At 38.8% G+C, this 13,826-nt stretch carries 12 protein-coding genes; 5 read left to right on the top strand and 7 right to left on the bottom strand.

Annotated elements, in window-relative coordinates:
- The first annotated feature begins 64 nt into the window (after positions 1-64).
- Positions 65-1,912 carry a translational GTPase TypA gene (gene typA, locus ATC1_RS13060; RefSeq protein ID WP_062283107.1) on the top strand — a complete coding sequence of 616 codons (1,848 nt, stop codon included), beginning with the start codon at positions 65-67 and terminating at the stop codon, positions 1,910-1,912.
- Between the two features lie 157 nt (positions 1,913-2,069).
- On the opposite strand, the gene ATC1_RS13055 is transcribed toward typA, so the two are convergent.
- Positions 2,070-3,293, bottom strand: a complete 1,224-nt coding sequence (locus ATC1_RS13055) for a BaiN/RdsA family NAD(P)/FAD-dependent oxidoreductase (RefSeq protein ID WP_062283105.1) — start codon at positions 3,291-3,293, stop codon at positions 2,070-2,072.
- Between the two features lie 221 nt (positions 3,294-3,514).
- On the opposite strand from ATC1_RS13055, the gene ATC1_RS13050 reads away from it, so the two are divergent.
- On the top strand, positions 3,515-4,168 hold the full coding sequence (locus tag ATC1_RS13050) for a response regulator (RefSeq protein ID WP_062283102.1): 654 nt from the start codon (positions 3,515-3,517) through the stop codon (positions 4,166-4,168).
- A 65-nt stretch (positions 4,169-4,233) separates the two neighbouring features.
- Here ATC1_RS13050 and ATC1_RS13045 read toward each other — a convergent pair whose 3' ends face one another.
- The 5 genes from ATC1_RS13045 to ATC1_RS13025 all read right to left on the bottom strand — a co-directional run bounded on the left by ATC1_RS13045 (position 4,234) and on the right by ATC1_RS13025 (position 9,330).
- A complete protein-coding gene (locus ATC1_RS13045) occupies positions 4,234-5,094 on the bottom strand; it encodes a hypothetical protein (protein WP_152024321.1) in 861 nt (286 codons plus the stop codon).
- Between the two features lie 16 nt (positions 5,095-5,110).
- On the bottom strand, positions 5,111-6,610 hold the full coding sequence (locus ATC1_RS13040) for a serine hydrolase (RefSeq protein ID WP_062283093.1): 1,500 nt from the start codon (positions 6,608-6,610) through the stop codon (positions 5,111-5,113).
- Between the two features lie 165 nt (positions 6,611-6,775).
- The gene (locus ATC1_RS13035) at positions 6,776-7,186 is read right to left on the bottom strand and encodes an ATP-binding protein (RefSeq protein ID WP_062283090.1); all 411 of its coding nucleotides are present in this window, start codon (positions 7,184-7,186) and stop codon (positions 6,776-6,778) included.
- Positions 7,183-9,024 (bottom strand): PP2C family protein-serine/threonine phosphatase, encoded by a 1,842-nt coding sequence (locus ATC1_RS13030; protein ID WP_062283088.1) that lies wholly within the window; start codon positions 9,022-9,024, stop codon positions 7,183-7,185. The genes ATC1_RS13035 and ATC1_RS13030 overlap by 4 nt, the downstream gene beginning before the upstream one ends.
- A 9-nt stretch (positions 9,025-9,033) precedes the next feature.
- On the bottom strand, positions 9,034-9,330 hold the full coding sequence (locus ATC1_RS13025) for an STAS domain-containing protein (protein WP_062283085.1): 297 nt from the start codon (positions 9,328-9,330) through the stop codon (positions 9,034-9,036).
- A 372-nt stretch (positions 9,331-9,702) separates the two neighbouring features.
- On the opposite strand from ATC1_RS13025, the gene ATC1_RS13020 reads away from it, so the two are divergent.
- The gene (locus ATC1_RS13020; RefSeq protein WP_152024320.1) at positions 9,703-10,134 is read left to right on the top strand and encodes a hypothetical protein; all 432 of its coding nucleotides are present in this window, start codon (positions 9,703-9,705) and stop codon (positions 10,132-10,134) included.
- A 166-nt stretch (positions 10,135-10,300) separates the two neighbouring features.
- Positions 10,301-10,954 (top strand): YigZ family protein, encoded by a 654-nt coding sequence (locus ATC1_RS13015; protein ID WP_062283079.1) that lies wholly within the window; start codon positions 10,301-10,303, stop codon positions 10,952-10,954.
- Here ATC1_RS13015 and ATC1_RS13010 read toward each other — a convergent pair.
- On the bottom strand, positions 10,926-12,023 hold the full coding sequence (locus tag ATC1_RS13010; protein WP_062283075.1) for a hypothetical protein: 1,098 nt from the start codon (positions 12,021-12,023) through the stop codon (positions 10,926-10,928). The genes ATC1_RS13015 and ATC1_RS13010 overlap by 29 nt on opposite strands.
- Before the next feature lie 349 nt (positions 12,024-12,372).
- On the opposite strand from ATC1_RS13010, the gene ATC1_RS13005 reads away from it, so the two are divergent.
- Positions 12,373-13,692, top strand: a complete 1,320-nt coding sequence (locus ATC1_RS13005) for a hypothetical protein (RefSeq protein ID WP_062283071.1) — start codon at positions 12,373-12,375, stop codon at positions 13,690-13,692.
- Positions 13,693-13,826: the final 134 nt, after the last annotated feature.

Genomic DNA, 13,826 nt, shown 5'->3' with positions numbered 1-13,826 from the left:
TCTCTTTTTATAAAGACTTTTCCCAATTTTAAATTACTGGTATAAGATGGAAACGGACTGATATATGACTATTGAAAGAAAAGATATTCGTAATATTGCGATCATTGCCCATGTTGATCACGGAAAAACCACGCTTGTGGACGCGATGCTGAAACAAGCCAAAGTATTTCGTGAAAACCAACAGGTTGAAGAGCGCATTATGGATTCAAATGATCTTGAACGAGAACGCGGTATTACGATTTTGTCGAAAAATACAGCGATTGCCATTCCCGATAACGAAACTGGTGAATTGGTAAAAATCAATATCGTTGACACTCCAGGGCATGCCGATTTTGGCGGCGAAGTAGAGCGTGTCATGAATATGGTGGATGGGGCTTTGCTATTGGTGGATGCTGCAGAAGGTCCAATGGCTCAGACACGTTTTGTATTAAAAAAAGCGCTGTCAATGGGCCACAAAGTCATTGTTGTGATCAATAAGATGGATCGGAAAGATGCGGATCCGGATCGGACATTAAATAAAACATTTGATTTGTTCGTTGAACTTGGAGCAAATGATGAACAGACTGATTTCCCGGTCGTTTATGCAAATGGAATTCAAGGACGTGCGGGTTATACAGAAGAATTATCGCCAAGCCTGCAGCCTTTGTTTGAAACGATCTTAAGAAAAATCAACCCGCCTATTGTTGAACCGGATGCGCCATTTCAAATCGTGGTAACAAATATTTCCTATGACGATTATCGGGGTTTAAATGCAATCGGTAGAATTCATCGCGGAACCATCACTGCAGGCATGAACTTAGCCAGAATTAAGCTGGATGGATCGATCGTACCGGAGAAAGCTCGCTATTTATATACTTATAGCGGACTGGAAAAGGTTGAAACGAATTCTGCTGCTGCAGGAGAAATCATATCGATAGCCGGATTGGAAGGTGTTTCGATTGGAGAAACATTAACCGATCCAGAGCATCCAGAGGCTTTACCGGCAATTTATGTCGAAGAACCAACAGTGAAAATGACCTTTGGTGTCAACACATCTCCATTTGCCGGTCGAGAAGGAAAATGGGGTACCTCCCGGAAACTTCGTGAACGATTATACGCTGAATTGCGCAATAATGTGGCATTGCGGGTTGCTGATACTGATAGCGCAGATAGTTTCATTGTTTCAGGACGCGGGGAACTTCACTTGGCGATCCTGATCGAAACTATGCGTAGAGAAGGCTATGAATTTCAAATCTCCCGCCCTGAAGTTATTATGATGTCCGGAGTCAATGGCGAGATGCTGGAACCTTTTGAAGAAGCTCATATCGATACAAGTCCGGATACTGTTGGAACGGTTGTAGAAATGATGGGAATGAGGAAAGGGCGTTTGCAGGATATGTATGATAATCCGGATGGGTCTGTTCATCTTGCTTATGTTATCCCTACGCGAGGTTTACTCGGTTTCCGTTACCAGTTCCTGACTGCAACGCACGGTATGGGAATCATTAATACATCTTTTCTTGAATATGCCCCTTATGCCGGGGCATTAACCAACCGTAATACAAATTCCATTGTTGCATGGGAAGATGGGCAAACGACCACTTATGGGCTAAAAAATGCTGAGGAACGCGGTGTTCTTTTTGTTGATGCAGGCGTAGATGTTTATGAGGGAATGGTAATTGGTGAATCCATGCGGATGTCCGATCTTTCAGTCAACGTCTGCAAGAAGAAGCATTTGACCAATATGCGGCAATCCAATAAGGATATTGAGATTCGTTTGAACGGGATACGTCAGATGAGTCTGGATGAGGCTATTGAGTACCTTGCTGATGATGAATTGCTGGAAGTAACACCATTGAGTTTTAGAATTCGGAAACGCATTCTGAATACCGAAGAACGTGGAAAACAAACCCACCGCGATAAAATTGGATAAAAAAAAGGAAAACTCACAAAATATTTTGTGAGTTTTTTTTATAATTCGGTAGTTTTTTCTTTTTTTGGAAGAAATCGATAATTCTTCTCTGATTTATAAAATAGGATGAATTTGTTGCGATAGGTTCGAATTGTCTGTCGATGTTAAGAATTACTGTTTAATCCGCTTGAGCATTTATTGATTCTCCAGCGATGATCCCGGAAGTTATCGCCCAATGTAGGTTGTAACCGCCGCAAGGTCCCGTTACATCTAAGATTTCACCTGCAAAAAAGAGCCCTGGAATTTTTTTTGACTGCATTGTGTCCAAATCGATCTCTGAAAGAAGAATCCCGCCTGCTGATGCCTGGGCAAATTTATACCCTTTAACAGTATGAATTCCAACTCGAATACTCTGCATATCTTTGAGATGAGCATGCATATTTTTTATTGGAATATCACTGCAAATCGTGTTTTCTGGTAATTTCCATCGATTAAAGAAAAAATCTACCACTTTTTCTGGAAGGAGTGATAGGAAAATGCTTCGATAATGGAAGGGCGTTTTTCTTGTTTTTTCAAAAAAATTCTCGATTTGTTTTCGGTTGCTTTCCGGAAGAAAATTGATGATGACTGAAAAAATCTTCTCGTTATTTGGATCGATTAAATGGCTTAGATTCATGATACCGGGTCCATTTAATCCGAAATCAGTAAAGATGATATTTCCAATATTTTTCCTAATCAGCAAGTTATTTTTAAAAAGTTGAATTTCTGCATCCATGCGAATTCCAGCGATCGGTTGAAAGGTCTTTTCTGATAGTTCCACAGGAACAAGTGCAGGGCGAAATGGGACAGTTTGGATTCCCATTTTTTCGAAATCCTTCAGAATGGAAGTATCAGCACGTAATTGCGGGAATGCTTTCCCGCCAGTCGCAGCAACCAGACGATCAAAATGAAATTTTTTCTGTTGGTTATCAACGGTGAGTATGAACTCATTATTTCGATTTTCGACCGAAATTACTTTCGTGTCTTCGATGATATGAATCCCCCGAGAATCCAAATGGTCTCTTAAAATTTGTACAACGTTATTGGCTGAATAGGATTGGGGATAAACCCAGCCATCGTCTGTCGTAACGGTGGGTATGCCTAACTCATCCAAAATATTTCGCACATGGATCGGGGAATAACGGTCAAATATTTTTTTCAGGTTGGCAGGCTGGAAACTGAAATATGCGTCAGATTGGATATTTAAATTCGTGATATTACAGCGCCCGCTTCCCGTGACGGAGAATTTTTTGCCGATGCGGGGATTGGCATCAAATAGATAAATATCATTCATTATTACATTACGGACATTAAGCGCTGCAAAAATTCCGGCAGGCCCTGCCCCAAAAATTCCAATTTTCATTTGTTTGCCTTGCTTTATTTTTTGGTGTACAATGTAACTTGTCAGGTGGAAATTATTATTTTGACATGGTTCTGATATGACATTATACTTCACTTGGATGTTGCATTTGACATTTACAAATATTATCAGTAATTTGAGATACGAAAATCAAAGAATTCTTTTTTATATTAAGAATAGCTGAAAATTTTATCATTTGAATAAAAGTCAGGAGTTCCAGCACAATGGCGAAAATGCGCATAGTACTTGTTGACGATCATGAAGTTGTGAGACTTGGTATTAAGGCACTATTAGATCAGAGTTCACAATTCGAAGTCGTTGGAGAAGCCAGTAACGCAAAAGAAGCAATCGAATTGACGGGGAAAATCAGACCTGACATTGTATTGATGGATATTCGTCTTCCAGGAGTATCAGGAATTGATGCTTGTGAAGAAATTGTTCAAATGTACCCCGATATTCGTGTAGTTATGCTAACATCTTATGCGGAAGATGAAATGCTTTTTTCTGCAATCCGTGCTGGTGCCTCAGGATATTTATTGAAACAAATCAGCAGCGAGGATTTGATCCGTTCTCTGGAACAAGTCAGCCGAGGGGATGCTTTATTGGATCCTTTGGTTACACAGCGCGTTTTTCAGGAAGTTCGCCGTGCTGTGAAAGAAGAAGAAGCGTCAGCATTTGCAATCCTGAGCCAACAGGAAAAACATGTCCTCATTTTAGTTTCTGAAGGAAAGACAAACCGTGAGATTGCGAAATCACTGTTCTTAGGCGAGGGGACTGTGCGCAATTACGTCAGCAGTATACTCTCGAAATTAGGAACTAGCAATCGGGCTGAAGCGGCTGCTTATGCGGTCGAGCATAATTTGAAAGATTATTTGTAAAAAATAATTTGAAAAATCACTGAAGGATGTACCTGAAAATTCCAATCCTTTGTAGCAGAGGGTTTTTAATTCAGTCTATCTGTTGAATAAATGGAAAAATCATCGATTGAGACGGACATTGAATTTTGAGCCGCTGGTGCAGTGAAAAAACCACAATACCCTTTTTTCAATATATCGTCTTTTGCTTCTGCGGCTTTTTCTCCATTCAGGTACATTTCCAGTTGATTCCCGATAAATATCAGTTTTAATAAATTGAAATCATTGATTTTCAATAGGTTCCTATCTACGAAACCAGAAGCCAGGGTTGATGCGTTACGCTGGATCTGAACCTTGCCATCACAAGAAATCGATCCGTAATATCCGTTTCCTGTAGCATAGTCTGGCGCCCGAACGACAATTCCAAACTGATCAGCGTTAAAACAGGAATTGAACTTGAACTTTATTTCAACAAAGCCGTCGCTGATTTCCGGAGGTCTGAGTCTCCAATTTCTCCACCCATTTTTCATTTTGGGATTGATATTTAAATTTCCACCAATAATTTCCATCCGGATCGTTTCATCATCGAAATTTTCGGCGATCCCAAATCCAGCCGCATCTTTTGTAAATTGATCTTGAACAACAGATTTAAAAGAAATTTGTGTTGGTGTAATTATTTTTATTTCTGGCGGATTTTGCAAATTAGCGATTTGGATCGAAGGCATTTGCGTTGGTGAAGGAAGCGTGACGGCTTCAGAAGGAATCCCTTTAATTTGTTGTGTCAATGTTGCAGTAGAAGGAATAGCGCTCAATGTCTGCATAACTGCATTCGCTACCATGTCTTCTGTAGAAGGTCTTGCTGCCGAACAACCGGTCAGAATGAATACAAAAAAAATGTAAGCTATTTTTTTCATAAAAGATAAACGAAATTGAGCCAGATAATGATTCATTGATTTGCTTATTTGATTATTCTGAGGATTTTTCCGAAATCGGGACGAAATACCCATAAACTGCAGCAGAAATTTGCGTAAACAATTTATTCCCCTCTTCAAAAATCAGATTTTCTGGGTGATATGTATAGATACCCAAAATATAGTCTCCATTCGGAGTATAAACGATACCCACATTGCTCATAGTGTGCAACAATCCGTCACTTTCTTCAATCCAACCGTGTTTGTGAGCAACCACAGTGCCATCCGGAACTCCAGCGCTGATCAGATAAGGCAAGTGGTTTCTTTTTAAGAGGTCTATCATGCTGGAACATTCTGTCTGCGTAATTTTTTTCGGAAACACTTCTGTTAATTTGCCTGAGCCGTCTTGACTGCATTGATATAAATCGAATAAAAGATTTGTCATATCCTTTGCAGTTGTCTGATTATACATATCCGGCTTTAAATTGATATCCGTACGGGTATTTGCCGGTGTTTCAATGATATCGAGCAAAGGTGCTCCTAAATAGAAGTATCCGGCAAGAAATATATTCTTATATCCCAGTTTTCTCATATCATCCGTTACAGTCAGCGGAGCCAGATTCCCTCCGATGATGTTTTCCATCATCCAATCGGTCTGTTCATTTTTGGATTCAGTAATCATCAAGGATAATTGCTTCTTTGTGGTGGCATCGGGTTCTTCATCCATTATACGGAAGGATGAAATCATGATTGGAATCTTGATGGTGCTTGCTGCAGTGAAGGAGATTTCTGGAGGGACATCTTTTTGATTCTGTCTGGCAAAATCAAAAGTGTCTCCAGTAGACGGATCGATCAGAACTACTTCCGTAATTTGTCCCTGTTCCTGAATTTGGTCAATAAGTTGTTTCAATTGAGTTTCCAGATTGTTGATTATTGCTTTCGGTTCATCAATTCTTGTAACGGATAAAACAGCAAACCGGCTTTCAACTGAAACCAGCGCTTTCTCGATGGTTTGAATGGACGAATCAATATCCAATGCAAAACCAAATTCTCCAGCAAGAAAACCTGATCCATTCAGAATCGGCTGTTTCGCTTTTGCCGGTTTATCATAACGCGGAACAATTTCGTTGATAAGGTAATCACGAATTTTTTGTTGGCTCCAGCTCATTTTCAATTCCAGATGAATTGGTTCTGCATGAAATTTACCAAAAAGATATGGAAAAAAATTCTTATTGGAATAGATATTTTCCATCTGGGATTTTAGATCACTTTCCAGAGAATTAAGATCCAAATGAAAATCAAAAATTTCAGGAGAAACCTGGATTAATTGATCCTGGTAGGAAAGCATGACAGGTTGTTGGAAAAAGGTTTTAGGTTCTACTAACGCCTGGCTTATTTCCAGTTCCCCAATGGAAAACGGACCAATGGTCGAATCGCTCGGTATAATTTGGCTTTGTTTTTGATATTCCTGAATGGAAATAAAAAATAATACTCCAGCAAAAAAGAAGAGCGAAATGCTGATAAAAATGAATCCTGCCTTTGTCTTTCCTTCCATGATTACACTTTCATTTCAATAATTCGAGATTTGTGAAAATATTTTGAAAACATGGGAAGAAAATTGATTGTTGTGTCGTTTTTGAGGGTAGTGCAAATGCGACACAACAATCAATCATTCTTTTTTTATTCAAGTTAGAAGCACGAAAATGAGGCTATCGGGTACTTATTTCAGGTTCTTTTGAATCGTTAAAATGTTTTTTCCATCTTTGTACTCATATTTGACATTATCCATTGTCTTTTTTACCAATAATATACCAAGACCGCCTATAGCCCGTTCTTCAGCGTTCAATGTGATGTCTGCATCGATTCTTTCAAGCGGATTATACGGTTTCCCCTGATCCAGGAACTGGATCATGATTGCAGGCACGCTTTTCTGAATTGTACTCCGAATCGTTACTGTGCCTGTATTCGGATGATAAGCATAATCCGCGATATTGACAAATATCTCTTCTATTGCCAACGCGATTTGCATACATATTTTCATTGGACACGCAATCTTTTCAAGCTCAATTTCAATGAAATGTTGTACTTCTTCCAAATGCGAACGATCAGCGTTGACTGTGATCTCTTTCATGATATTCCGTGTCCCTTGTATTGCAAAGCCAGCATCGTAATGTCATCTGCCTGAGGAGCGTCATTGGCAAATATATCTATCTCCTCCTTGACAACGTGTATCAGATCAGCCGGATTGTAATTAATTACTTCAGGAGAATTTAAGAAGTCTTTTAGATGATCATTCCCAAACAACGCTCCCGATTGATTCATAGCCTCCGTAATTCCATCTGTATAGAAGAATAACTGATCACCGGGATGAAGGATGATTTCCGTTTGTTTGTATTGCGTAGTATCTAATCCAGCTAATATAAAACCTGGTTTTGTCTGGATCCAGTCATAAGCTTTTAAAGATTGTCTGAATAGTGGCTTATTATGACCGGCATTGACATAGGTGAATTTCCCGGTTGAAATTTCTAATATCCCTAAGAAAGCGGTTACAAACATCTCTGCTTCATTATTTTCACAAAGATGGCGGTTGGCATCGGTAAAAATTTCTGCTGGAGAACGTCCGGATTCAGCAAGGTTTTGGATCATCGTTTTGGATGTCATCATAAACAATGCAGCGGGGATCCCTTTGCCGGAAACATCGGCAATGACAATTGTGAGATGGTCTTCATCAATCATGAAGAAATCATAAAAGTCACCCCCGACTTCTTTCGCTGTAAAAATGGCTGCAAAAATATCAAATTCGGTTCTATCTGGAAATGGAGGAAACAGCGTCGGTAAACTGGACAGCTGGATTTCTCTGGCAAACTCAAGTTCTTTGTCAATTCTTGCCGCTGCCTCTGCAATTGCGTCTTTCAAAGCTGATACAGTCGAATTGATTCCATCAGAAAGTGAGACGAATTCCGGATTAGAACGGACATCAACCCGTTCATCCAGATTTCCCTCTGTAATTTTCTCAAGAGAGCGATTGACATGAAAGATACCGGAAATGACAACCCGATCTACAAGAAATGAGACCAGGAGGAAAACGATGCCGAAAAGAATCGTATTCGAAAAAACTATCGAACGAATCATTTCATTGCGGCTGACATACATCTCATCAACCGGAAGAATTCCAATCAGTACATAGGGGCTGAAAATTTTTGGCTTGCAAAGATATTTAACCCCTTCAATTGTTGCATAAAATGGTTCTTTTTTGTTCAATGTCCCGGATTGGATTCCAAACGAATCCATCCGTAATCCTAAAAGTTTCTCATCAATTGAACTGACAATAATTCCGCTTTTTGTGATCAGAATGCTACCATGATTGCCAATACGGAAACCATCTGCCAAATTTTCGATATCTGCCAAACTCATAGCATTGGCTAATCTTGTCGGATAATAGCCAATTTGCACAATGCCTGTTTCGTCCAGACGGGATACTCCAGTATACTGAAAGATTTCCTGATCCATACCTCTGGGTTGTGCTTCTTGAACATACTCAAAATCCGGATTTCCCAAACCTGCCAGGAATTCTTTAGATTGAGCGTTTGATCTCATATCATATCCGGTTGCTGAAGAGGATGCAACGATAATCCCGTCTTTGTTAATGATGTGAACTTCATCCACATCCAGGATCTTTTCCATCCTTCCTGGCCAGCCTTTTTCTTTCAGAACATCCGGATTATTAAGAATTATTTCGGCTAAAGCGCGTGCCTTTGCCAGCGCTTCTGATTCTGTCATGATGCGGATGGCTTCAACATTTCTTGTGTTGAGTTTAATCTGTTTTACCGCATCGTCTAATTTTAGATCGATTAAATCGATTGAATTAGAATTGGCTTCGCGAGTCTGTAAATAGAATGAAAGACAAAGCGTTAAAAAAAACGCTCCTGCCACAAAAAGAAGCAGCCATTTTTGAAAAGTCTTCCGCATATTGTTCTGTTATTCGATCTTGAGAATGTCAGTGAATCCTGTTGCTTCAAATATTTCCATGATGGTTTCATTGACACCATGGATAACTAATGAACCTTGTCGGTTCATCCTTTTTTGTGCGGAAAGCAGAACGCGCAGACCGGCGCTGGAAAGATAACTCAGTGCTGAGAAATCAAAGATTAATTCATTAATATTGTCAAGCGAGGAATTTAGTTTGTTTTCCAGATCTGGCGCCGTAATTGTATCCAAACGCCCGGAAAGCGTTATGCTTAATTTGTTTCCTTCTTTCATCTCGTGAATTTCCATAAAAAACTCCTTTTTTTTATGATTGCGTACGATTTTGTTACTCAAAACAATGAGATTATTCTGAATAGTTTTTTTATACCTTAGTACATTTCAATTTATTAAAAAATTGATCATCAATTCTATAAAACTATGGCTGAAGTAATATTGATTTTACCAGTAATTCTTCCGTTTTTTCTTTTATTCTTATGAATAGCGATCGGAAATACGAAAAGAAATCATTGTTGTACTTATAGTTTTCTACTAAGCGTCGAATCATACGAACAAAAAGGAATTCTTCCTCAATTTTAAATTGCTGATTATTTCCCGGAAATAGATGGATGTATAATACTTTGATTATGCATGGAAATCTACGAGAAGAATACAGGAGCGGTGATGAGCAGAGTAATTAATCCAGACAACACAGGCAGTGAGCGAACACGTTTATCAAAAACAATTGTCATTGCCATTCGGGAACTGATGAAACAGCAGGAACCAAATGATATTTCTCGAGATTTAATTGCCTATATTTTAATGTCATTAGATCGGATTTTTGAGACGGTTGATATATCTGTGGAGGCATGGGAAAAACGTGGTTATTGGATTAAAGCTGATCGATTTCGAATGGATTGGGATTGGTCTAAGATTTTAGCTGATCGTTTACGACCTTATGTGTTGACTGAAAATTACTCGGAGATAATTCCAATTGTCGTAGAAATTGCGCAGGTTTTTTCAACCATTAAGATCGCTGAACATCATCGTTTTGGTACGCCATGGGTGGGATCCTGGCAGGTTTTACAAAACATGATCAACAGTAAAAGCGAATGATCGAACTCTGTAATTCGAATCTGGAAGCAACATTTGTAATAACAAAGAAAATTTATTATTGTGTTATTTTTCCACTGAGAACAAAAACGATATCATAACATTTAATCCTTCTTATATTTCGTATAACTGCTATTTGATGAAAATTACGTAAAATTACAGGAAATTGATGTCTGATTGCTACATTATTCCGGAAAAAATTGTCAGCACTGAGATGATTGTGGTTAATTCTCGGTTTATTTCAGTTGCCGGTCCTGTATTTTCGACTGAGGAAGCGAGGGAGTTTATTCAGTCTGTGAAGAGGCAATATCCGGATGCTTCGCATCATGTACCGGCTTACGTGATCGGACATGGAAATTCTACCGTTGCTTATTGCAGTGATGACGGTGAACCATCTGGTTCTTCAGGTAAACCGATTTTATCTGTTTTACAAGGTAGTGGTTTCGGTGATGCGATTATTGTTGTGACTCGCTATTTTGGTGGCACAAAACTCGGAATAGGCGGTCTGGTCCATGCTTATGGAGATGCCGCAAAATCAGTTTTAGAAATTATGCCGAAAGCAGTCAAGGTATCGACTTGTTTGGTACAGATCAGTATGCCCTATTCCTTTTATGAAAGAATCCGACTTCTAATCATCAGAAAGAATGCACAAATACTGGATGAATCCTTCCAGGGAGATGTGACGATTACAGGACGATTCTTGACGAAGACTTTTGATCAGTTTCAATCTGATCTTTCCGAGTTGACAGCAGGAAAAATACAAGCGCAGATTATGGATACGAATCCGGAAACGATTATGCCGTTCGGAGCTTTTGAAGAATAAGATCTGCCGCCAGTTTTGCTCCATTCTCTCTTCGAATTTCTGGATTTTTCATCGCAATAAGCTGATTGATTGCATCTGACAGTCTGAAATCCTTAAATGTTTGCCATTCGATTTCAAGCGTATTCGATTGCAGCTGAAGAAATGATCGAAAAGGTCCAGTCTCTCTGAAATCAGAGCGTAGCATATATCCAAACGGAATATTCTCATGGAATAATTCTGCTACTGTACTATATCCGGCTTTCCCAATGAAAAAGTCAGCAGCTGAAACTAAATCAGGATTATAAAATTCTGAATGATGTGGGAGAAAAATTTGAGAGCCACTGCGAGTTACTGCAGGAAAATTTCCTTCAATCACCAGAACAGTGTCTTGTCGGTTCATGAAATCTTTGCGAACTTGCTGGAAATTTTCCGGGATGCCTCCCATACTGATTAATCCCATGAGTTGTTCGGAATCGATTCCCAATTGTTTACGTGTTTCTGATCTCCCATGTTTTGGGTTTCTGCTGACAGGCGGGATGATGAGATCCGCATCCCATGTTTCGTCACAAAATGGAATCAAACGTCCGTGTACGTCGACTGATCGGTAGATATCCGCAAGAATTCGATTGATTTTTATGAATTCAGGATAATCCGTTTCATAAATTTCATAGATCCAATCCCAGGTAAAATTTTCAAATAGAATACAGGGGATACCTGCTTTTTGAGCGGATTTAATTCCTAATGGAGAGATATCACTGATAACGAGCTGATATTCTCGTGTTCGTAATAATTCCGCCATACAAGCCGATTCTGATTCAATTGATGATAAAAAATGAGTTACTTTTTTTATCGTATCCGAAATATCCATCTCCATTGGTGATATTTGAATAATTCCAATATCGGATACAACCGTATATTTTTTTTCGAAAGGAGCTTCTGATTCCAGAAAGAACCATTCAGGAGTTTGTGTATAAATGTCAAAAACCACTTGAGGATTTTGTCGATTTGTTTCCGCCATGATCGCAGAAGACCGTGCTGCGTGTCCAAAACCATGAGAAGAAATAAAATAAGCGATTCGATTTTTTTTCATAAGTCAGTGATTTCATTCGATTTATTACAAGCGTTTCACAGTAATCCCATCGATTTGAAAAATGGGAAGAATTACTGATAGTCTTGTTTTTTAAGTATTTCAAAATTTTAAATTGTTGCAATGTAAAAAAGATTAGACCATGCTTCCGCATATAATGTTTTCATTTTACTATCAATTGGAAGAATTTTTACTCGGTAATCAGCAATTTAGCTATTCGAAATATGGAGAAGATTTTTTATGGTTGTGAGATTAATGCGCTTCGAACAAAAATTGAATCAGCATAATGAAAACCATTCATATTTCAACTCATTGGCAAATTTCAAAAAGAAAGCGGTAAAATAAAAACCGCATGTTAACTGAAAAAGCAAAACTAAATAAAGCGTTGGATATTTTTTGGCCGTTGGCGATCAGTTGGCTATTCATGTCTTTGGATACTCCGATAATATCGGCTGTGATCGGAAGAATGAATAATCCTGAAATATGCCTTGCTGCTCACGGCGGTATAGTAGTACCGATTGCATTGGTCATAGAGGCTCCAATTATTGCGATGCTTTCGGCTTCTATTGCATTGTGTAAAGATTGGTTAAATTACCGAAAAATGTATCGATTTATGATGACTACCTGTGCTGGATTAACCGTCATTCATGTATTGATCAGTTTGACGCCTCTCTTTTCTCTTGTTGTTCGTGATTTAATGGGAACTCCGGCTGAATTACTGCCTTATGCAAGGATTGGTTTGATTATTGTCATCCCTTGGACATGGTCAATCGGTTTTCGCCGTTTTTATCAAGGAATTCTGATTCGATGCGGATATTCCAAACAGGTGACAATTGGCTCAATGGTTCGAGTTTTAAGCCTGATGATCGTGTTAGTTTTGGGATATGTTTTCAAAGATTATGTCAGTGGAGCACTTGTCGGGGCGGCTGCATTATCGGCAGGTGTTATCGCAGAAGCTATCTATGCAGGTGTTAAAGGAATTCCTGTTGCGAAACATTTTTTAGATCATGATTCAAAGGTTTCCATAATTTCAAATACGGAACTCGCATCATTTTACATTCCATTGGTAATAACCCAGATCATTAATTTCGGATGGGTCTTCATTGGCAGCGCTGCGATGAATCGTATGATAACTCCAATTGCCTCATTGGCAGTCTGGCCGATTATGTCCGGTTTGTTGAACATTCTCAGAAGTTTTGGAAATGCATGCAACGAAGTAACAATGACAATATTACTACAGCCCGGTTATTACCGATCTGTTAGGAAATTTACATTCCTTGTTGCTTTTGGATCCCTCTTGGTGTATGCCCTCTTGATTTTGACACCATTAAAAGATTTCTGGTTCCAGACATTCTCTGCATTAAATGATGAACTATCCGTATTGGCTCGAAATGCTTTATTACTGATCTTTTTAATTCCGTTTACCAACGCTTTTCTTAATTTTTATCAGGCTATCTTAATGTTGAATAAGAAAACCAAAGGGATTTTAGAAGGGTTGCTTGCCTTTTTTGGAATGATTTTGGCTTTTATTGGTGTAGGCATTGTGAGCCAAAAATGGCCCGGTGTTTATGTTATTACTGCCGGAATGAATTTCGCTATTCTTGTTCAGACGATCTGGCTGCGAATCAAATCAAAGCGTTTTATAAGCCAGTACCAATCTGAAATCGTGTAGAGATTGGTATATAAAAAAATGATGTTTCAATTATTCTAAACTATACGAAAGCTTGTACACAAATACGAAATCCCAGGGATTCAAAATAGGATAAGAGTTATTTTTTTCTGATGGTTTTCCGCGAAACACAAAGC

The organism is Flexilinea flocculi (assembly GCF_001192795.1).
Lineage (GTDB): Bacteria > Chloroflexota > Anaerolineae > Anaerolineales > Anaerolineaceae > Flexilinea > Flexilinea flocculi.
The sequence above is the reverse complement of the archived record's forward strand: the minus strand, read 5'-3'. Positions and strand labels throughout refer to the sequence as shown.